Source organism: Acidovorax sp. GW821-FHT09B03 (assembly GCF_059418305.1).
Genome location: NZ_JBWKPP010000002.1, coordinates 446,425 through 466,408, shown reverse-complemented (window position 1 = coordinate 466,408; position 19,984 = coordinate 446,425). Strand labels below are relative to the sequence as shown.

At 67.1% G+C, this 19,984-nt stretch carries 15 protein-coding genes; 8 read left to right on the top strand and 7 right to left on the bottom strand.

Annotated features, from left to right (window positions below; all coding sequences use genetic code 11):
• Positions 1 to 43 precede the first annotated feature (43 nt).
• From AC07PA_RS05460 to AC07PA_RS05440, 5 genes are all read left to right on the top strand, one after another.
• A complete protein-coding gene (locus AC07PA_RS05460; RefSeq protein WP_494604678.1) occupies positions 44 to 3,637 on the top strand; it encodes a pilus assembly protein in 3,594 nt (1,197 codons plus the stop codon).
• A 29-nt stretch (positions 3,638 to 3,666) separates the two neighbouring features.
• The gene (locus AC07PA_RS05455) at positions 3,667 to 4,122 is read left to right on the top strand and encodes a type IV pilin protein (protein WP_494604676.1); all 456 of its coding nucleotides are present in this window, start codon (positions 3,667 to 3,669) and stop codon (positions 4,120 to 4,122) included.
• Between the two features lie 36 nt (positions 4,123 to 4,158).
• Positions 4,159 to 5,289, top strand: coding sequence for a bifunctional diaminohydroxyphosphoribosylaminopyrimidine deaminase/5-amino-6-(5-phosphoribosylamino)uracil reductase RibD (gene ribD, locus AC07PA_RS05450; RefSeq protein WP_494604674.1), 1,131 nt, complete (start codon positions 4,159 to 4,161; stop codon positions 5,287 to 5,289).
• Between the two features lie 146 nt (positions 5,290 to 5,435).
• A complete protein-coding gene (locus AC07PA_RS05445) occupies positions 5,436 to 6,638 on the top strand; it encodes an ammonium transporter (protein ID WP_007849112.1) in 1,203 nt (400 codons plus the stop codon).
• Between the two features lie 114 nt (positions 6,639 to 6,752).
• The gene (locus tag AC07PA_RS05440) at positions 6,753 to 8,600 is read left to right on the top strand and encodes a phospholipase D family protein (RefSeq protein WP_494604672.1); all 1,848 of its coding nucleotides are present in this window, start codon (positions 6,753 to 6,755) and stop codon (positions 8,598 to 8,600) included.
• A gap of 27 nt (positions 8,601 to 8,627) precedes the next feature.
• Here AC07PA_RS05440 and AC07PA_RS05435 read toward each other — a convergent pair whose 3' ends face one another.
• Complete coding sequence (locus AC07PA_RS05435; RefSeq protein WP_494604670.1) at positions 8,628 to 9,593, bottom strand: tRNA dihydrouridine synthase; 966 nt, start codon at positions 9,591 to 9,593, stop codon at positions 8,628 to 8,630.
• A 139-nt stretch (positions 9,594 to 9,732) separates the two neighbouring features.
• Here AC07PA_RS05435 and AC07PA_RS05430 point away from each other — a divergent pair, with 139 nt between their 5' ends.
• Positions 9,733 to 10,296: a hypothetical protein gene (locus AC07PA_RS05430; RefSeq protein WP_494604668.1), complete on the top strand. Its 564-nt coding sequence runs from the start codon at positions 9,733 to 9,735 to the stop codon at positions 10,294 to 10,296.
• Between the two features lie 34 nt (positions 10,297 to 10,330).
• On the opposite strand, the gene AC07PA_RS05425 is transcribed toward AC07PA_RS05430, so the two are convergent.
• From AC07PA_RS05425 to AC07PA_RS05415, 3 genes are all read right to left on the bottom strand, one after another.
• On the bottom strand, positions 10,331 to 11,482 hold the full coding sequence (locus AC07PA_RS05425) for a methyltransferase (RefSeq protein ID WP_494604666.1): 1,152 nt from the start codon (positions 11,480 to 11,482) through the stop codon (positions 10,331 to 10,333).
• 7 nt (positions 11,483 to 11,489) lie between these two features.
• Positions 11,490 to 12,011, bottom strand: coding sequence for a GNAT family N-acetyltransferase (locus tag AC07PA_RS05420; RefSeq protein ID WP_035202087.1), 522 nt, complete (start codon positions 12,009 to 12,011; stop codon positions 11,490 to 11,492).
• A gap of 142 nt (positions 12,012 to 12,153) precedes the next feature.
• Positions 12,154 to 12,681 carry a hypothetical protein gene (locus tag AC07PA_RS05415; protein WP_108016329.1) on the bottom strand — a complete coding sequence of 176 codons (528 nt, stop codon included), beginning with the start codon at positions 12,679 to 12,681 and terminating at the stop codon, positions 12,154 to 12,156.
• Positions 12,682 to 12,893: 212 nt separating this feature from the next.
• Here AC07PA_RS05415 and AC07PA_RS05410 point away from each other — a divergent pair, with 212 nt between their 5' ends.
• Both AC07PA_RS05410 and AC07PA_RS05405 read left to right on the top strand, forming a co-directional pair.
• On the top strand, positions 12,894 to 13,529 hold the full coding sequence (locus AC07PA_RS05410) for a response regulator (RefSeq protein ID WP_007849089.1): 636 nt from the start codon (positions 12,894 to 12,896) through the stop codon (positions 13,527 to 13,529).
• Entirely contained in the window at positions 13,516 to 15,357 is a 1,842-nt protein-coding gene (locus tag AC07PA_RS05405; RefSeq protein ID WP_007849086.1) for an ATP-binding response regulator, read from the top strand. Before AC07PA_RS05410 ends, AC07PA_RS05405 begins: the two co-directional genes overlap by 14 nt.
• Here AC07PA_RS05405 and AC07PA_RS05400 read toward each other — a convergent pair.
• The 3 genes from AC07PA_RS05400 to clpB all read right to left on the bottom strand — a co-directional run bounded on the left by AC07PA_RS05400 (position 15,329) and on the right by clpB (position 19,880).
• Positions 15,329 to 16,768 carry a coniferyl aldehyde dehydrogenase gene (locus AC07PA_RS05400; protein WP_035202085.1) on the bottom strand — a complete coding sequence of 480 codons (1,440 nt, stop codon included), beginning with the start codon at positions 16,766 to 16,768 and terminating at the stop codon, positions 15,329 to 15,331. The genes AC07PA_RS05405 and AC07PA_RS05400 overlap by 29 nt on opposite strands.
• 109 nt (positions 16,769 to 16,877) lie before the next feature.
• Positions 16,878 to 17,219, bottom strand: coding sequence for a hypothetical protein (locus tag AC07PA_RS05395; protein ID WP_494604662.1), 342 nt, complete (start codon positions 17,217 to 17,219; stop codon positions 16,878 to 16,880).
• A gap of 51 nt (positions 17,220 to 17,270) precedes the next feature.
• Positions 17,271 to 19,880 (bottom strand): ATP-dependent chaperone ClpB, encoded by a 2,610-nt coding sequence (gene clpB / locus AC07PA_RS05390; RefSeq protein WP_007849079.1) that lies wholly within the window; start codon positions 19,878 to 19,880, stop codon positions 17,271 to 17,273.
• Positions 19,881 to 19,984 lie beyond the last annotated feature (104 nt).

Sequence of the window (19,984 nt, the reverse complement as noted above, 5' to 3'; positions counted from 1 at the left end):
TTTGCACAGTTCCTCACCACCCAACGTTTCCAAGGAGCGCGCCATGCACCGCACCGCTGCCCCCCGTTTTCGCAAGCACCTCATCGCACTGGCGGCTGGCGCCGCACTGGCGCCGCATGGCGCCTGGGCCCTCGATCTGGCGCAGTCGCCACCAGGCACTGTAGAGCCCTATGTCTCGCCCAACGTCATCATCTCGATTGACGATTCGGGGAGTATGGAATACCGCCTGGACAGCGAAGCCAGCACCAGCAACAACCAGACCACTCCGAACGCTGATGGCACGTGGCCAGTAACTGCCAAGCGCATCAACGTGCTCAAGTACACCATGGTGGGCAGCGGCGGAACGGGCGGCATCTTCCGCGACACCACCTTGCTGCCCGACAAGAAGATCCGGTTGTCATGGCAGGCGATGTGGAACAACGGTGGTTCGCCCGATGCGCTCAGCGTCAACAGCTCCACCATGAAGACCAACTCCATGCGCCGGCTGAACACCACCCACCGCAACAACTTCATCAGCTTCATCAGCAACCTGAAGGCGACGAACGGCACGCCCTCGCACACGATGTTCAAGCAGGCGGATGAGTACATGCGCCAGGGCCTGGGCACCAGCAGCGCATGGGCGTCCGACCCCGGCACGACGGGAGCCCCCTACCTGGCATGCCGCCGCTCCTACCACATCATGATGACGGACGGACGCTGGAATGGCACGGCTTATGACGTTCCCAACACCGGAAGGCGCGATAACGCAACCAGCCTGACACTGCCAGACAGCAATGTGTACGGAGGAGCCACGGCAACAGAGCGTGCCAAGTCTGCACTCTATCGGGACACCGTCAACAACACGTTGGCTGACTGGGCCTTCTACAGCTGGGCCACGCCCATGCAGACCACGGGCATGACTGGCACCATGCAGCCTGCGGCCGACTACCGCAAGGCCCCTGCCACCGAGAATTTCGGCAAGGACAGTGCCAACAAGGACGCCATCCTGGAGCGCTACTGGAACCCACGCTACAACCCGGCCACCTGGCCCCACATGGTGACCTACACCATCGGCTTCAGCACCGTCTCCACGACTTGGCCAGGCGCCCCAGCCATTATCGCTCCCACGGAAAAGACGCCGTTCGGATATGACGGCAGCTTCCGCGAACTGGTGACAGGCACCCAGACCTGGCCCACCATGGACAACGAGAATAAGCGCTCGCTGGACCTGTGGCATGCGGCCCTGAACGGCCGGGGCCGCTTCTACGCCGTGACCAAGGGCGAGGACCTGGAGAAGGCTTTCCGCGAAATCTTCGGCCAGATCAATACCGCGACAGACCCCGATCTGAGCGCCAGCGCAACCAGTGGCTCCAACGTCTCGCGCAGCGAAGTGGGCAAGTACACGGCAGCCTACGAGCCCACCAACGGCTGGAAGGGCTTTGTGACCGCGGAGCGGGTGAAGACCGACGGCACCACCATCAGCGATCCGGGATGGTCCGGCAAGAACACCGCAGACAAACTGGATGCCGTGGCCGCCATCGGCACGCGCCTTGTATTGACCTGGAGCGACAAGTGGGACACCAGCAAGTACCGGGGCGGGGTGCCTTTCAAGTGGGCATCGGACGAAACCAACCTCAGCACGGCACAGAAGGTCTGGCTGCAAAAGAATGTCAGCGGCACCGACGAGGGTGCCGCCAAAGGCCAGGATCGGCTTGAATACATTCGTGGTGAGCGCGGCAAGGAAGGCTCCGACGATACCGGATACACCACGGCCAAACCTTACCGTGAACGCGCGAGCCGCCAGGGCGACATCATCAATTCCGATGTGTGGTACGCCGGCCCGCCGGCGGGGGATTCGCTGCTCAAGGGCTATGCGGGTTTCGTGCGCAGCGAGAAGTCACGCACACCCATGCTCTATGTAGGTGGCAACGATGGCATGCTGCATGGCTTCTCGGCCGTTGACGGCCAGGAGAAGCTGGCCTACGTCCCCCGGGGTGTGATTCCCAACCTGACCCTGCTGACCGACCCGCAGTACAACAACAAGCACCGTTATTTTGTCGATGGGTCTCCAATGACCGGCGACATCGATGCCAACGGCGGCGTACAGGACCCGACCGACCCGTCCTATGCAGCCTTTGTCCCCGACTGGCGCACTTACCTGGTGGGTACCCTCGGCCAGGGGGGCAAGGGTTATTTCGCCCTGGACGTGACCAATCCTTCGGCCACCGCCTCTCCGTCCGGAGCACCCGGCTTTTCCGAGGGCAATGCACAGACCCTGGTCAAGCTCGACCGCACACGTGGCTCCACCGAAGCCGCACCCGTTTGCGGCTCCATGACCGGTGCCGAGAAAACCTTGTGCGAAAAGGTCGTGGAAGAAGACAAGGACATCGGCCATATCACCTCCCGGCCGGTCCGCAGCGACACCGATGGCATGCGCACCACGCAGATCACGCGCATGAACAACAACCGCTGGGCGGTGGTGCTTGGCAATGGCTACAACAGCACCAACCAGCGTCCGGTGCTGCTGATCCAATACCTGGATGGAGCGCGCGAGTTGGTGCGCATTCCCACCACCACCCAGGCAGCGGGTACCGGCAACGCCAACGACAACGGACTGGGCGCTCCACGTGTGGTGGACCTGGATGACGATGGCCGCATCGATGTGGTCTATGCCGGGGATAACCTGGGCAATATGTGGAAATTCGACCTGACCAGTGCCGCTCCCGGCGATTGGAAGGTCGCCTTTGGCGGCAGCGCGCTCTTCACAGCCCAGGGGCCGGCCGCACTGGGCAACGCGTCGCGCACCAAGATCCAGCCGATTTCCACGGCACCGACCGTGCGCGCCAATGACCGCAACAAGAAAACCGGCAGTGGCCCCACAGCGACAACCTCTCGTGTGGGCGGGATGATGGTTGCCTTTGGTACGGGCCGCAATGTGGACGTCAACGACCCGGCCAATGTGGATGTACAGTCCCTGTACTCGGTACTGGACAACACCCGCTACCGCTATGTGGGCACTGGAGCAAGCAAGCGCCTGCAGGTCCATCCTGGCGGCGGAAGCTGCCCCAATGGTGCTGATTGCGTGCCCGCTCCTGCTGCCCTGGGCACCGGTGTCGCTACGGCCAAGCTGGCGCAGCAGAAGTTCACCGATGTCAGTGGCGACTATGCCACGGTCGATATCGTGGACGAACTGAAGCTGGAGACCTGGGGCAACTACAACGGCTGGTACATGGACCTGCCGGCCGTGGGCGAGCGCCTGCTCAAGCCCCTGGAGTTCTACGACGCCACCAACCTGCTGACGGTCTGGTCGCAAGTACCCGCCAAGGGTTCCAATGTGGATCCGAACGTCGAAAGCTGCGACTCGACCTCCGTGGATGCAGAGCGCCAGTACCGCACCTTCGTCAACATCATGGACGGAAAGCGCCCCTCGTTCCAGATCGTGGATATGAATGCCGACAAGAAATACACTGCGGCAGACCAGGGCGTCTCCAGGGCGAAAGTGGCCAAAGGCCCTCACAGTATCATCAAGAAGGACAAGTTCGAGAATATCGACGTGGATGCCAAGGGTACTGGCGGTGGTGGCGGTAGCCCTGGCGGCGAACGGCTTGCCGGTCCGCCCGAAGAGTCCATGCGTCCAAGCTGGCGCCAGATCCGTTAATCGGACCCAAGGACTGAACGATGCACACAATGAACCGCAACACATCCATGCGACAACGGGGCTTCACCCTCATCGAACTGATGACGGTGGTGGCTATCGTCGGGATCCTCACGGCGATCGCCCTGCCCAGCTACAACGAGTACATCCGGCGCGGGCACCGTGCCGATGCGCGAGCAGGGCTGCTGCAGGCAGCCCAGTACATGGAGCGTGCAGCCACTGCGACGGGGACCTACCCTATCGTGACAGCAGCCGCCCCCCTCCCTCCCAGCCTGAGTTGGCTCAATGACAACGTCAAGCGCTATACCATTTCTGTAACGAACTCCACGGCAAGCACATTCACGCTGACAGCCACACGTGATACGGGAACAGCGCAAGCCACCGACAAATGCGGTGACCTGACGCTGACCAATACCGGCACCCGCGGCATGGCGGCGGGAACCTTCACCCCCGCCACCCTCGCCGTGACCGAATGCTGGAACAAGTGACCCCGCCACCGTCCAACAGGCCCCGCATGCGCTAGCATGCACGCCACCATGGCGACCTCTTCGGAACAGCAACACACCACCAAAGCGCTTGAGCTAGCCACTCAGGCGCTTTTTCTTTCCAACCCCAATCCCCGTGTGGGCTGCGTGATCACCACGCCCAACGGCCAGGTCCTCGGCCAGGGATTCACCCAGCAGGCCGGTGGCCCGCATGCCGAGGTCATGGCGCTGCGCGATGCGGCCGCACGGGGCAACGGCGTGCAGGGAGCTACCGCCTACGTCACGCTGGAGCCCTGCTCGCACCAGGGCCGCACAGGGCCCTGCTGCGATGCACTGATCGGTGCCGGCATCGGCAAGGTGGTGGCCTCCCTGGCCGACCCCAACCCCCTGGTCTCGGGCCAGGGTTTTGCGCGCCTGCGCGCTGCCGGCGTGGAGGTGGTGGTAGGCCCTGGCGCGACGGAATCGCGCGAACTCAACATCGGCTTCTTCAGCCGCATGGTGCGCGGCACGCCCTGGGTGCGCCTGAAGACCGCCGCCTCCCTGGACGGCACCACCGCGCTGGCCAACGGGCAGAGCCAGTGGATCACTTCGCCCGCAGCCCGGGCCGATGGCCATGCCTGGCGCGCCCGCGCCTGCGCCGTGCTCACGGGCATCGGCACCGTGCTCGATGACGACCCGCGCCTTGATGTGCGCGATGTCGCCACGCCACGCCAGCCGCACCTGGTGATCGTGGACAGCCAGTTGCAGACCCCACTGCAGGCGCGCCTTTTCTCCATCCCGGGCCGCACCTGCCTCATCTACACCGCAAGCGACGATGCGGCGAAAAAAGCGGCCCTGGAGGGCCAGGGCGCTACGGTGATCTGCCTTCCCAACCCCCAGGGCAAGGTGGACCTGGGCGCCATGCTCCAGGACCTGGGCCGGCGTGCTATCAACGAATTGCACGTGGAGGCCGGCCACAAGCTCAACGGCTCCTTCTTGCGCGAAGGGCTGCTGGTGGACGAGTTGCTGCTCTACCTGGCGCCCCGGCTGCTCGGTCCGGGCCTGGGCATCGCCCAGGCGGCGCCTTTGCAAGCGCTGGCGGATGGCACCGCGCTCGAGTACGTCTCCGTGGACCGGCTCGGACCCGATCTGCGCATTGTGGCCCGGGTACAGGGGCGCGACCGCTTCTGACCCTCCCTCACCCGCACCAAAACAGCACAGCACCACCGCGGGGACACATGCCACATGCTGGCGCATTTTTTGCTTGAAATTGGTGCATTCATTGCAAGACGCAGTGAAATGCACCAAAACAGATCAAACAATCGCGTGGAGATGGTATGGAAGCACTCAAACAGGGCACGGACGCCTTGTTCATTCTGCTCGGGGCAATCATGGTGCTGGCCATGCATGCCGGGTTCGCCTTTCTGGAGCTGGGCACGGTCCGCAAGAAGAACCAGGTGAATGCCCTGGTCAAGATCCTCGTGGACTTCTCCGTGTCCACCGTGGTGTACTTTGCGGTGGGTTACAGCGTGGCCTATGGCACCCATTTCTTCGTGGGGGCCGAGACCCTGGTCCAGCAAAGCGGTTATTCGTTGGTCAAGTTCTTCTTCCTCCTGACCTTCGCGGCGGCCATTCCGGCCATCGTCTCGGGCGGGATTGCCGAACGCGCCAAGTTCTGGCCCCAGCTCATGGCCACGGCCATCATCGTGGGCTTCGTCTACCCCTTCTTCGAGGGCATCGCCTGGAACCAGCACTTCGGCGTGCAGGCCTGGATCAAGTCGCTCACGGGCGAAGAGTTCCATGACTTCGCCGGCTCGGTCGTGGTGCATGCCGTGGGCGGATGGATCGCCCTGCCTGCCGTGGTGCTGCTCGGCTCGCGCGCCAACCGCTACCGCAAGGATGGCGCCATCTCCGCCCACCCGCCATCGAACATCCCCTTCCTGGCCCTCGGTGCCTGGATCCTGGTGGTGGGCTGGTTCGGCTTCAACGTGATGAGCGCGCAGACCGTGGACAAGCTCTCGGGCCTGGTGGCCGTCAACTCGCTGATGGCCATGGTGGGCGGCACGCTGGCCGCCCTGGTGCTGGGCAAGAACGACCCGGGCTTCGTGCACAACGGCCCGCTCGCGGGCCTGGTGGCCGTGTGCGCGGGCTCCGACCTCATGCACCCGCTGGGCGCGCTGGTCACAGGGGCCATCGCCGGCACCATCTTCGTGCTGCTGTTCACCCTGACGCAGAACAAGTGGAAGATCGACGACGTGCTCGGCGTCTGGCCCCTGCACGGCCTGTGCGGCACCTGGGGCGGCCTGGCCGCCGGCATCTTCGGCAGCAAGGCCCTGGGCGGCCTCGGCGGGGTGGCCTTCAGCGCGCAGTTGATCGGCACCACCCTGGGCGTGGTCTGGGCCCTTCTGGGTGGGCTGGTGGTGTACGGTGCCCTCAAGGCCACTGTGGGCCTCAGGCTCTCGCAGGAAGAGGAATTCGACGGCGCCGACCTCTCCATCCACAAGATCAGCGCCACGCCCGACCGCGAAGTCAGCTGGTAAGCAGTTGCCAAGCGTGGCGCCGTTCACACGGCGTTACGTTTCGGCGCGCCGTCCGACAACGGGGGCGCGGGGTGCGGGCTATACCTTCGGTAGTATCCAGAAGGCCTCCTCCCCATGCCCGCCCCCATCGCCCCGTTCAAAGACCTTGCCACCGCCGCCCGCTGCGGCTGGATGGCCCTGGTCGCCACGCTCGCCGTGGCGGTGGTCACCGGTTGTGCGGGCTTGCCCCAGGACGTGGTCCGCCCCGAATCCACCGCCCTCGCCGCCCCCGCCGGCACGCCCCTGGGGCAATTGGTGGAGACCCGCCGGCAGGCCGCAGGGGGGCGCCACCTTTCGGGGTTCCTGCTGCTGGGCGGGCCCCAGGCAGCCTACAGCAGCCGCCTGGCGCTGGTGGACGCGGCAACCAAGACACTGGACCTGCAGTACTACGCCATCCATGCCGATGCCAGCACCGAGCGCCTGCTCCAGAGCGTGGTGTCGGCTGCCGGGCGCGGCGTGAGGGTCCGGGTCCTGCTCGACGACTTCCACAGTGCCGGGCGCGATGCACAGGTCATGCGCCTGGCCTTCGTGCCCAACATCGAGATGCGCATGTTCAACCCGCTCTCCGGGGCGCGCAGCTCCACGCTGGGCCGCATGTTCGGTGCGGTCACCGATTTCTCGCGGGCCCAGCAGCGCATGCACAACAAGCTCTTCATTGCCGACAACGCCATGGGCGTCACCGGCGGGCGCAACCTGGGCGACGCCTACTTCGGCACGGCCGATGCCGGCAACTTCGTCGACCTCGACGTGCTGGCCGTCGGGCCCATCGTGCAGGACCTCTCGCGCAGCTTCGACCACTATTGGAACAATCAGCGCGCCTACCCCGTGCAGTCCCTGGTCACGCGCGAGGAACTGGACACCATGCGCAGCCAGTACGAAGCCGCCGATGCCGCCGAACGGGAGCGCCAGGTGGCCCTGCCCACCTCGCAGCCAGCCGCCAGTGCGCCCGCCCTGGTCCAGGACGACCCCTCCGGCGCGGGAGCCCAGCGCAACCGCATCTGGGACTACCAGCCCATGGACCTGGGCAGCACCGCCTTTGTCTGGGCGCCGGCCGTGGTGCTGGTCGACCAGCCCGCCAAGATCCCTGCAGAAGGCCTGGCCAGCACCTCGCCGCCCGCCACGGCACCGGCCACCGCATCGAATGCCCGGCAGGCTGCGCGCATCGCCCCTCCCGCAGGGAGCAATGCCCCCGTGGCTGGCGGCAGCGCTGCGGCACTCCCGTCCACGGACTCGGAGGATGCCGGCGAGGGCGATACCGTGGTCGATGGCCTGTTGCACCTGATGGGCCAGGCCCGGCGCGAATTGCTCATCGTTTCGCCCTATTTCGTGCCCGGACCGGACATGAAGCAGGCCTTTGCCCAGGCCCGCGCACGCGGCGTGCGTGTGCGGGTGCTCACCAACTCGCTGGCCTCCAACGACGCCCCGATTGCCCATGCCGGCTATGCCCGGCACCGGCCCGAGTTGCTGGCCATGGGCGTGGAGCTGTACGAGATGCGCAGCGAGCTCTCCGGCCTGGGCAGCGCATTCGGCAGCCCGGGGGGCTCCTCGGGCGGCAGCGCCTCCTCGCCCACCGGTTCGGTGGGCAGCTCGCGCGCCATGCTGCATTCCAAGGTGCTGGTGATGGACGGCCGCCTGGTCGCCATCGGCTCCATGAACCTCGACATGCGCTCGCAAAGGCAGAACACCGAGATCGCGCTGCTGATCCGCAGCACCGAGTTGTCCCGGCGCATCACCACGCGGCTGGAGCCGGCCCTGGGGGAGCTGGCCTGGCGCGTGGAGCTGCAGCAGCCCGGCAACGAACTGCTGTGGCATGCGCCGCAGGGCAGCGGCCTGCAGGACAGCCGCACCGAACCCGATGCCAGCGGGCCGCTGCGCCTGCTGCTGCGCTTGCTCGGCCCGCTCGCCCCGGACCACCTGCTGTAGGCGCCGGGCAAGCAAGGACACGCGCCGTCAGGCAGCCACATGCTCCTGCAAGGCGGCCACCCAGGCCGTGATGGCGCGCTGGTCCGTCATCGTGCGCACATGCTGGTACGCCGCCTCGCCCTCGGGGAAGCGCCGGCGCATCAGGTTCAGCCACTGCTTGAGCCGGCCCGCGCGCTGGCGCGGCTCCAGGTCGTCGCAGACCAGTTGCCAGAACGCGGCGATGTGCGGCAGCAGATCGTCCCATTGCACGGTGTCCGAGCCTGGCAGCCCTCTGTCCGTGGCACGGATGGCGCGCGCCAGCCCCGGGTCGGCCACCATGCCCCGCCCGAGCATCAAGGCGTCGCAGCCCGATACCTCGCGGCAGCGCAATGCGTCGGCCACGGTCCAGATCTCGCCATTGGCCACCACGGGCAGGGCCACCGCAGCACGGATCGCCGGTATCTGCTCCCAGTAGGCCGGGGGGCGGTAGCCATCGGCCTTGGTGCGGGCATGCACCACCAGCTCACAGGCGCCACCCGCCTCCATGGCCTGCGCGCACTCGCGCATCAGGCCTGCATCGTTGAAGCCCAGGCGCATCTTGGCCGATACGGGCAGGTGCGCCGGCACCGCGCGCCGCACCGCGGCCACCACCGTGGCGATGCGCTCGGGCTCCTGCAGCAGGGCCGCCCCGCCGCCATGGCGGTTCACCACCTTAGCCGGGCAGCCGAAGTTCAGGTCGATCCCCTCCGGCCCCAGCGCTGCCAGGCGCGCTGCATTCTCGGCCATGCTCACCGGGTCGGAGCCCAGCAACTGGGCCCGCACCGGCACACCGGCCAGCGTGCGGCTGCCATTGCGCAGCTCGGGCAGGTAGCGCAGGAACACCTTGTCCGGCAGCAGCGTGCCCGTGATGCGGATGAATTCGGACACACAGCGGTCCACGCCGCCCACGCGGGTGAGCACGTCACGCAGCACAAAATCGAGAAGCCCCTCCATCGGGGCCAGCAGCAGGGTCATCGCAGAAGCAAAGTCACAAGAAAAACCACCCGCAGGGCGGCAGGCAACCCGCCATTGTGCGGCAGGCGGGTCATCACAGCGTCATGCCAGGGTGCTGCAATCGCAGGCACCCCGTTCCGTACCCGCCCGCGCCCCCATCATGATGCTCCAAAAAACCGACAAAGCCCGCCTGGAACTCTCGCCCGGCGTCCGCACGCTGAGCCTGCGGGAGCGGTCCTTGCTGCTGCTGGCCGACGGCAAATCCCTGTCGGACCTGCAGGCCATGTACAACGGCATCGGCGCGCAGATCGTGGACAACCTCATGCGCCAGGGCTACCTCACAGGCCCGGCCACCCTGCCGGACGCGCCCACTGCCGCGCTCGCTCCGGCCGCCATTCCCAGCGCCGCCAAGGCAGCGCCCCAGGAGCCAGTGGCCGCAGCCAAGCCCCAGGACCCCAGCGATGCCCTGCGTTCGCTCGCCGGCACGCGCATGTACCTGTTCGACATCTGCGAGCGCATGTTCGCGCGCCGGGATCCGGCCCTGGCCAAGCAATTCCACGAGGCATTGCGCGGTGCGCGCGACCGCGCCAGCATGCTCGACGTGGGCGAGGCCCTGCTGGAGGAAGTGGCACAGATGGCCGGGGCCGAGCGCGCGCAGACCATCCGCGACCGCATGGACCAGCTGCTGCCCCGGGAGCCCGAAGGCAGCACCTCCGAGGCGTGACATGTTCTTGGGCCCCGCCACGCGGGGCCAGGGTTCAGCCGATGGCCGCCAGCCGCCAGAGCGAGGTCACTTCGGCGGAACGGGCGGCGTGCAAGGCGTCACCCGCATCGACCGCCTTGGCGTGCCGGGGTTGCACGTCATGGCGGCCCAGGATGCGCAGGCCACCCTCGGCGATCCAGGCCAGCAATTGCTCGCGCGGTCGCAGCTCCAGGTGCTCGGCCAGGTCCGACAGGATCAGCCAGCCTTCGCCGCCCGGCTCCAGGTGGGCCGCCAGGCCCGCCAGAAAACTGCGCAGCATGCGGCTGCCCTCGTCGTACACGGCATGCTCGATGGGCGAGCTCGGGCGTGCCGGCACCCAGGGCGGGTTGCACACGACCAAGGGCGCCCTGCCCGGCGGGAACAGGTCCGCCTGCAGCAACTCCACCCGATCGAGCACGCCCAGGCGCTTGAGGTTGTCGCGCGCACAGGCCATGGCACGCGGATCCTGGTCGGTGGCCACCACGCGCTGCACGCCGCGGCGCACCAGCACGGCCGACAGAACGCCCGTGCCCACGCCGATGTCGAAAGCCAGCGCAGAGGAAGGCAGCGAGGTATTGGCCACCAGGTCCACATACTCGCCCCGCACGGGCGAGAACACGCCGTAGTGGGGGTGGATGCGGTTGTGCGCGCCTCCGCCCAGCGCGGGCACTTCCACGCCCTTCTTGCGCCATTCGAAGGCGCCCACCAGGCCCAGCAGCTCGCGCAGCGTGGCCACCGAGCTTTCGCCACTGGCCGGGCCCCAGGCCTCGGTGCAGGCCTGGCGCCAGTCCGGTGCCCGGCGCAGGTCGATGCCGTAGTCGGGCGAGAGAGGGATCAGCAGCGACGACAGCACCCGCGCGCGCTGGGCCTGTGCCTGGCGGTGCAGGTGAAAGGCCTGCGCCGGGGTGGCGGTCGCCGCTTTCTCGGCGGCCTTGGCGGCTGCCTTGCGCGGCTTGCGGTCCACCCGGCGCATCAGCGCCTGCAGCAGCATGCGCGCGTTCTGGAAGTCACCCTGCCAGAGCAGGCCCGTGCCCTCGCAGGCGAGGCGGTAGGCCGTATCGGCAGACAGGGTGTCGTCGGCGGTCACCACCCGGCGGGGGGCCGGGGCGCTGCTCTCGGAGCGCCACTGGGCACTGTGGGCCTGGCCCAGGTGGTTCCACTCGATCATCGACGCCTTAGTTGATGGGGCGCTTCAGGCGCACTTCTTCGATCTTGACGCCACCGATCACATTGGTCTTGGCGGTGGAGAGCTCTTGCTTGAAGCCGGCCATTTCGTGGAAACGGATGGCACGCTCATTGCGCAGCGGCACCCAGGCCGTCACGTTGGTGCAACCTTCTTCCTGGAGGCCATCGCGCGCGGCATCCCACAGGGCCAGGCCGACGCCCTGGTTCCAGTGGGTGGGGGCGGCGTAGATGGCCCAGATTTCGCCTGTGGTGGGGCGGGACTTCTCATCGCGCGAGCGGTCGTAGCCGACAAAGCCGACGATCTTTTCGCCATCGATGGCCACCTGCACCTGGGGCTCGCAATACTCGATGGCTTCGCGCCAGTAGGCCTGGCGCTTGTCGACGGAGGACATGGACTTCAATTGCTCGTCTGGCACCAGCCCTTTGTAGGCCTCTTGGGCAGAGACGGTGTGGATCTGGGCGATGGCTTTGGCATCGCGAAGCGTAGCGGGACGAACCTGGATACTGGACATGAAAAAACCGAACGAAAACTGGGTGTGAAAAAACGAAAGGACCGGCATTGTCGCCGCAAACGGTTTTTCACCCCTCGCCGGTAGGGTACCCGGGCCTGCACGCCCCTGGCAGGCCACCCCCCGAAGCGGCCGGAAAGCCTTGTCAGGCCAGGGCCAGCGAGCCTCCAAGGCCGTCGCCTGCGCGCTCGCGGGCCGACTGGGCCAGTGCGCGCTTGTTGCGTGGGCGGGGCACCTTCACCTCGGGTGGCATGCCGTTGACCGCATTCAACCCCACCACCAGGGTCACGCTGCGCGAGCCCCCGTCGCGCTCATCGGGGGCATAGGCGCGGTAGCTGCCGCTGCCCTGGCCATGGCTGCGTTGTACGGTGTGGAACACGATGCGCACGCCACTCACCCGGTGGCCACTGAAAGGCAGCACGCGCAGACGGGCATCGCGGTCCAGCGCCAGGCCCATGCAGCCCGGGCGGTTGATGAGGTCGGTGCGGGCGCTGCGCCAGGTCAGGCCGTTGTCGATGGAAAACTGCCAGTTGCCCGCCTGTGCATCCAGGTGCTCGATGATCACGCCCGCCGATGCCAGCAGGTCCGGGCAGTTGTCGTGCACGATCTGGGCGATGCAATTGCCGCCCACCCCCACACCCGCAGAGGGCTTGTGCTCGGGCGATGAAGGCATTGGGTTCGAAAGAGCGCTGGCAGCCATGTTGTATTCCCCTGGTGGTTGGAAAAAGGTTGGTCTTTGCCAACCGCCACAGTACGCCGGTCCCGTACGGTACCAGGGTCACTGCATGGAGGAAAGTCTAAAAACCGCTGGCTCTTGCGTCCATCGCACAAATGGACTAGTTCGCACCGGTTCCCTCGTGCGGTGTTGTGCGCAATACTCACGGCATGCCTGCCAGCCTGTTGCTCATTGACGACCACACCTTGTTCCGTACCGGGCTGCGCCTGATCGTGCAAGACCACCCCTCCGTCGGCTCCATCGCCGAAGCCGGCTCCATCGCCGAAGCCTGCGCCCTGCCCCCGGCCCAGGTGGACCTGGTGCTGCTGGACATCCAGCTGCCGGGCATGAGTGGGCTCGACGGCCTGCGCCTTTTGCGCCAATCGCACCCAACCGCACGCATCGTGCTCGTATCTGCCAGCATTGCCCCCGATGCGGTCTACGAAGCGCGCTCACGCGGGGCCGACGGCTTCCTGCCCAAATCGGCCAGCGGCGAGGACATTCTGGAGGCGATAAGCCTCTCCCTCTCCGGCGAGCCCTGCTTTCCTGCGAACAGCGGCAATGCCGCCACCCTGCGCGCGCCCGCCGCGCCTAGCCTCACCGCGCGCCAGCTCGAAGTGCTGTCGCTGCTGTGCACCGGCAAGCCCAACAAGGTCATCGCGCGCAACCTGGGCCTGAGCGAGAACACCGTGCGCGTGCATGTGGCTGCCATCTTTGCGCAACTGGGCGTCAACAGCCGCAGCGCGGCACTGCTGGCAGCGCAGCGCCTGGGCCTGTCCATGCCGCCGCTCCATGACGTTGTCTGAAGCCCTGCCACTGATTCCCCGCTGGCCCTGGGCACGCCGACGCTGGGAGCGCGACGAGGTGCTGCGCGAGCAGGTCACGCTGCTGCGCCAGAACTTTCCCATGACCTTGCTGGCGTCCCTGGCCACGGCGCTGGGCACCCTGTGGGTGATGGCGCGCGTGGCCGACACCCAGGTGGTCAGCATCTGGCTGGTCTCGCATGCACTCGTGGTCATCGGGGTGTATGCCACGCTGCGCGGCATGGCGCCGCAGCGCGACCCGGTACTGCACTCGGCACGCAAACTCATGGCCTGCATGGCCGCCATGGGCCTGAGCTGGGGCAGCCTGGGCTTCGTGGTGCTCTACTGGGGCTCTTCCGAGAGCGTGATCTACGCCATCGGCATCGTCAGCACCGTCTCCTCGGGCGCGCTGGGCCTGGGGGCTCCGTTGTACCGCGCCTACATCACCTACCTCAGTTGCGCCGTCGGAGGCATCTTCGCCGCCGTGGCCATGAGTGGCGGCCCGGCCATGTGGCCCGCCCTGTTCCTGGTGCTGGTGTACTACGCACTCACCGGCCTGCAGGCCAGCACCGGCGATACCGCCACCCGCCGCAGCATCGCCCTCAAGCTCGAAAACGAGCGGCTGGTGGCCGAGCTGCGCGCCGAATCGCAGCGCGCGCTGGCCGCGCAGGAGGAAGCCGAGCGCGCCGACCGGGACAAATCACGCTTTCTCGCGGCCGCCAGCCACGACCTGCGCCAGCCGCTGCATGCCATGGGCCTGTTCCTGGAAACCCTGCAGCGCAGCCCCATGAGCCCGCACCAGCTGACCGTGCTGGGCCATGCGCAGGCGGCTTCCAGTGCAGCCGTGGAAATGCTCACCACCCTGCTCGACTACTCGCGGCTGGAAGCCGGCGTCGTCAAGATGCGGCCCACCGCCTTTGCCGTACAGCCCCTGCTGACCGCGCTGGAGCAGGAATTCGGCGTGCAGGCCGACAACGCGGGGCTGGTGTACCGCACGCACGAGACCTCCACCGCCGCCTATGCCGATCGCTCGCTGGTGATGCTGGTCATGCACAACTTCATCTCCAACGCGCTGCGCTACACCGCACGCGGCGGCGTGCTCATCGCCTGCCGCCGCCGGGGGCGGCGCATTGCGCTGGAGGTGTGGGACACCGGGGCCGGCATACCGCAAAGCCAGTGGGACAACATCTTCCAGGAATTCCACCAGCTGGGTAACCCCGAGCGCGACCGCCGCAAGGGCCTGGGCCTGGGCCTGGCCATCGTGAAACGCCTGGCGCGCGAAATGCGCACCTCGGTGGAGCTGAGCTCGCGCCCCGGGCGGGGCTCGGTGTTCCGGCTCTGGCTCGATGCCTGGCAGGGCGCCCTGGAGGACGAGGCCCCGCCCTCCTTCAACCACTTCGATCTCACGGGCCTGCATGTGCTGGCCATCGACGACGACGAATCGGTGCGCCTGGGCATGCAGGCCCTGCTGCAAAGCTGGGGCTGCCACTGCACCACGGCCGAATCCAGCGCCGATGCCCTCGACCACATCGAGGACAGCACACCCGACCTGATCATCACCGACTTCCGCCTGCGCCATGAAGAAACCGGCAAGCAGGTGCTGCAGGCCCTGCGCGCCTACCTGGGTGTAGCGGTGCCGGCCATCATCATGACCGGCGACACCTCGCCGCAGCGCCTGCGCGATGCGCAGACCACTTCGGCCCTGCTGCTGCACAAGCCGGTGTCCACGGGGCAACTGCGCGATGCCATCGTACAATTGATCAGCGGCGCCGTGCCCGCGTCCCCGCCGCCCGATGCCCTGGCTACAGCCAGCGGCGAAGAAGCCCCATGACCTGGTCGAAGCGCGCGCCATAGGGCGGATAGAACAGCGAGCCCATCGCCCAGCGCGACTGCACCAGCACCGACTTCTGGTGGCAAAAGCGCAGGAAACCCGGCTCCCCGTGGTAGGCCCCCCAGCCACTGTCCCCCACGCCGCCAAAAGGCAGGTTGTCGTGCGCGATGTGCATCAGCGTGTCGTTCACGGTCACGCCACCGCTCACGGTGCGGCGCAGCACATCGTCGCGCACCGCCTCGCTCTGGCCGAACCAGTACAGCGCCAGCGGCCGCGGGCCCGCATTGATGTGCGCCACGGCATCGTCCAGGCGCTCGTAGGAGATGACCGGCAGGACGGGCCCGAAGATCTCCTCCTGCATGATCTGCATGTCCGAGGTGACGCCGAACACCAGCGTGGGCAGCATCTGGCGGCTCACACCATCGCCCAGCGTGCCGACCGTATTCACCACGGGCTTGCCCGCCGCGGGGTCGATGGGCTGCACCTCGGCCCCCTGCGTCTGGGCCTGCTGCAGCATGGTGCGCAAGCGCGCGTGGTGGCGCGGCGTGATGATCGAAGCGTAGTCGGGGTTGCCCTCGATGGTGGGGAACAGGCGCGCCACGGCAGCCCGGTAGGCATTGGCAAACTCGGTCTCGCGTCCGCGCGGCACCAGCACATAGTCGGGTGCGATGCAGGTCTGCCCGGCATTGAGCAACTTGCCATGGGCGATCTTGAGCGCCGCATCCTGCATGTCGCAATGGCCGTCGATGATGCACGGCGACTTGCCACCGAGCTCCAGCGTGGTGGGCGTGAGGTTCTGCGCGGCCGCCAGCGCCACCTTGCGGCCCACGGGCGTCGAGCCGGTGAACACCAGGTGGTCGAACGGCAGCGAGGCAAACAGCGCCGCCAGGTTGGCATCGCCCTGCACCACACAGAACTCCTCGGGCGCAAAGAACTGCGCCACCAGCAGCGCCAGCTGGGCCGACGTGTGGGGTGTGAGCTCGCTGGGCTTGAGCATCACGCGGTTGCCCGCAGCCAGCGCCGTGATGGCCGGCGCAAGCGCCAATTGCACGGGGTAGTTCCACGGAGCGATCACCCCCACCACCCCGAGCGGCTGGCGCTGTATGTGCGCGGAGGCAGGCTGAAGGTAGATGGGCGTGCGCACCTTCCGCGGCTTCATCCAGCGCGCCAGGTGCTTCAAGGTGTGCGACAGCAGAGTGCGCAGCACGAAGAAATCCGCCACCTCGGTGAGGCGGGGCGAGCGCATGCCGAAATCGGCCTGCACGGCCGCCGCCAGCACGGCACCGTTTTCGTCGAGCAGCTTGCGCATGCGCAGCAGGCGCTCGCGGCGCACGAGCAGAGGCACCTCGACCTGGATGCGGCTGGCCTGCCGCTGGGTTTCAAAAAGGGCGTGGATGTCGGCTGGTGTCATGGAGCGCATGATAGAGGCCCCTGCGCCTGCCTCCAGACCATGCCGGCGTGTCCAGAGGGGCATGCCGAGCGCTGCCGACCAACGCTTGCGGGCGCCCCGGGACCCGCCCTCAACGCAGCTCGCGCGGCTCCACGTCGGTCACCTCCACGGCGCTGGGCAGCACCCCGCCACGGCGCGACGGCGCTGCCGGTTCTGCGGCGGCATCGGGCTGGCGCGCAGCCCCCCATTGCGCCCGGGAGCGCATGGCAGCGCTGAATCCCGTGCGCGGATCGACCCGCATCACCCAGGGGGTCATGGGCCGGCCCGTGAGCCGTGCCCAGGTCGCGCGCGCGGCCCACACCAGGCCCAGTACCAACACAGCGGCCAGCAGGCTCAGGAACACCACCAGCCCCATGGCCAGCACCAGGGCACGCACGGCCAAGCGCAGCAAACCCGAAACAAGATTGTTCAAACGACACCTTTCCTTTCAACGGGTGGCCGCCAAACGGCCACCCTTTTCCCCTCAAGCGGGCTCGGAAGCCCCGCCGAACTGGAAAACACCGGGATCGAGCACCGGATCCACCGTCACCGGGATCACGCTCTTGGGCGGGAACCGGCCCTCCAGCAGCAGCTTGGACAGCGGATTTTCTATCCGCTGCTGGATGGCCCTCTTGAGTGGACGGGCACCGAACACCGGATCGAAACCCACTTTGGCCAGCTCTTCGAGCGCCGGGCCCGAGATCTGCAGCTGCAGGTCCATCTTGGCCAGGCGCGCTTCGAGCAGTTGCAGCTGGATGCGTGCAATCGCCTCGATGTTCTTCGCATCCAGCGCGTGGAACACCACCGTCTCGTCGATCCGGTTGAGGAATTCGGGTCGGAAATGGTTCTTGAGTTCCCCCCAGACCGCTTCCTTGATGTCATCCGCGTCCTGCCCGACCATGGCCTGGATCAGGTGCGAGCCGATGTTGCTGGTCATCACGATCACCGTGTTCTTGAAGTCCACGGTGCGGCCCTGGCCATCGGTCAGGCGGCCATCGTCGAGCACCTGCAGCAGCACGTTGAACACGTCGGGGTGGGCCTTCTCCACCTCGTCGAGCAGCAGCACGCTGTAGGGCTTGCGGCGCACGGCTTCCGTCAGGTAGCCGCCCTCCTCGTAGCCCACGTAGCCGGGCGGCGCACCGATCAGGCGGGCCACGGAGTGCTTTTCCATGAACTCGCTCATGTCGATGCGGATCAGGTGGTCTTCGCTGTCGAACAGGAAGCCCGCCAGCGCCTTGCACAGCTCGGTCTTGCCCACGCCCGTGGGGCCCAGGAACAGGAAGGAGCCCGTGGGGCGGTTCGGGTCGGACAGGCCCGAGCGCGAGCGGCGGATGGCATTGGCCACGGCGGTGATGGCCTCTTCCTGGCCGACCACGCGCTCGTGCAACTTGCCTTCCATCTGCAGGAGCTTGTCCTTCTCGCCCTGCATCATCTTGGCCACGGGGATGCCCGTGGCGCGGCTCACCACCTCGGCGATCTCCTCGGCGCCCACCTGCGTGCGCAGCAGGCGCGGCGCACTGGCCACGCCATCCTTGCCGTCTTCCTTGGCCTGGGCTTCCTTGAGCTGGCGCTCGAGGTCCGGCAGCTTGCCGTACTGCAGCTCGGCCACCTTGTTGAAGTCGCCCTTGCGGGTGAACTCCTCGATCTGGAACTTGAGCTTGTCGATGGCTTCGCGCACATGCGCGCTGCCCTGGGCCTGGGCCTTCTCGGACTGCCAGATCTCGTCGTAGTCAGCGATCTCCTTCTGCAGGCGCACGATCTCCTCCTCGATCAGGCCGAAGCGCTTGACCGAGGATTCGTCCTTCTCGCGGCGCACGGCCTCGCGCTCGATCTGCAGCTGGATCAGCCGGCGGTCGAGCTTGTCCATCACCTCCGGTTTGGAGTCCATCTCGATCTTGATCTTGGACGCGGCCTCGTCGATCAGGTCGATGGCCTTGTCGGGCAGGAAGCGGTCGGTGATGTAGCGGTGCGAGAGCTCCGCCGCGGCCACGATGGCCGGGTCGGTGATGTCCACGCCGTGGTGCACCTCGTACTTCTCCTGCAGGCCGCGCAGGATGGCGATGGTCGCCTCCACCGTGGGCTCGCCCACGAGGATCTTCTGGAAGCGGCGCTCGAGCGCGGCATCCTTCTCGATGTACTTGCGGTATTCGTCGAGCGTGGTGGCGCCCACGCAGTGCAGCTCGCCGCGCGCCAGGGCCGGCTTGAGCATGTTGCCCGCGTCCATGGCGCCCTCGCCCTTGCCGGCACCGACCATGGTGTGCAGCTCGTCGATGAAGACGATGGTCTGGCCCTCGTCCTTGGCCAGCTCGTTGAGCACGGCCTTCAGCCGCTCCTCGAACTCGCCGCGGTACTTGGCACCGGCCAGCAGGGCCGCCATGTCCAGGCTGAGCACGCGCTTGCCCTTGAGCGACTCGGGCACCTCGCCGGCCACGATGCGCTGGGCCAGGCCTTCCACGATGGCGGTCTTGCCCACGCCGGGCTCGCCGATGAGCACGGGGTTGTTCTTGGTGCGGCGCTGCAGCACCTGGATGGCGCGGCGGATCTCGTCGTCGCGGCCGATCACCGGGTCGAGCTTGCCGATGCGCGCACGCTCGGTCAGGTCCAGGCAGTACTTGGCCAGGGCCCCACGCTGGCCTTCGGCCTCGGGGCTGTCCATCTTCTGGCCGCCGCGCACGGCCTCGATGGCGGCCTCCAGGCTCTTGCGCGTGAGGCCGTTGTCCTTGGCCAGGGTGGCGGCCTCGCCCTTGCTGTCGATCAAGGCCAGCAGGAACAGCTCGCTGGCGATGAACTGGTCGCCGCGCTTGATGGCCTCCTTCTCGGTGGCCTGCAGCACGCGGCCGAGCTCGGGCCCGCCCTGCACCTGCTCCTGGCCATGAACGGCCGGCAGGCGCTTGACAGCGCTCTCCGCAGCGGCCAGCAGGCCCTGCACATTGACGCCCGCGCGCTGCAGCAGCGCACGCGGCCCGTCCTCCTGGCGCAGCATGGCCACGAGCATGTGCACGGGCTCGATGTAGGCGTTGTCGTTGCCCAGCGCCAGGGTCTGGGCGTCGCTCAGGGCTTCCTGGAACTTGGTGGTGAATTTGTCGAGACGCATGGATGAAATGTCCTCCGAATTGCGTCACACATGGGGACTTTCGGAGGCCATTTCAAGCATCCCGGGGGATGGGCAGGCCTGCGGCGGCACTTTTTCCCCCCTCT

Excerpts from the sequence above, each read along its gene's own strand:
- AC07PA_RS05460 (WP_494604678.1), top strand. The coding sequence starts at position 44 with ATGCACCGCACCGCTGCCCCCCGTTTTCGCAAGCACCTCATCGCACTG.
- AC07PA_RS05455 (WP_494604676.1), top strand. The coding sequence starts at position 3,667 with ATGAACCGCAACACATCCATGCGACAACGGGGCTTCACCCTCATCGAA.
- ribD (WP_494604674.1), top strand. The coding sequence starts at position 4,159 with ATGCACGCCACCATGGCGACCTCTTCGGAACAGCAACACACCACCAAA.
- AC07PA_RS05445 (WP_007849112.1), top strand. The coding sequence starts at position 5,436 with ATGGAAGCACTCAAACAGGGCACGGACGCCTTGTTCATTCTGCTCGGG.
- AC07PA_RS05440 (WP_494604672.1), top strand. The coding sequence starts at position 6,753 with ATGCCCGCCCCCATCGCCCCGTTCAAAGACCTTGCCACCGCCGCCCGC.
- AC07PA_RS05435 (WP_494604670.1), bottom strand. The coding sequence starts at position 9,593 with ATGACCCTGCTGCTGGCCCCGATGGAGGGGCTTCTCGATTTTGTGCTG.
- AC07PA_RS05430 (WP_494604668.1), top strand. The coding sequence starts at position 9,733 with ATGATGCTCCAAAAAACCGACAAAGCCCGCCTGGAACTCTCGCCCGGC.
- AC07PA_RS05425 (WP_494604666.1), bottom strand. The coding sequence starts at position 11,482 with ATGATCGAGTGGAACCACCTGGGCCAGGCCCACAGTGCCCAGTGGCGC.
- AC07PA_RS05420 (WP_035202087.1), bottom strand. The coding sequence starts at position 12,011 with ATGTCCAGTATCCAGGTTCGTCCCGCTACGCTTCGCGATGCCAAAGCC.
- AC07PA_RS05415 (WP_108016329.1), bottom strand. The coding sequence starts at position 12,681 with ATGCCTTCATCGCCCGAGCACAAGCCCTCTGCGGGTGTGGGGGTGGGC.
- AC07PA_RS05410 (WP_007849089.1), top strand. The coding sequence starts at position 12,894 with ATGCCTGCCAGCCTGTTGCTCATTGACGACCACACCTTGTTCCGTACC.
- AC07PA_RS05405 (WP_007849086.1), top strand. The coding sequence starts at position 13,516 with ATGACGTTGTCTGAAGCCCTGCCACTGATTCCCCGCTGGCCCTGGGCA.
- AC07PA_RS05400 (WP_035202085.1), bottom strand. The coding sequence starts at position 16,768 with ATGACACCAGCCGACATCCACGCCCTTTTTGAAACCCAGCGGCAGGCC.
- clpB (WP_007849079.1), bottom strand. The coding sequence starts at position 19,880 with ATGCGTCTCGACAAATTCACCACCAAGTTCCAGGAAGCCCTGAGCGAC.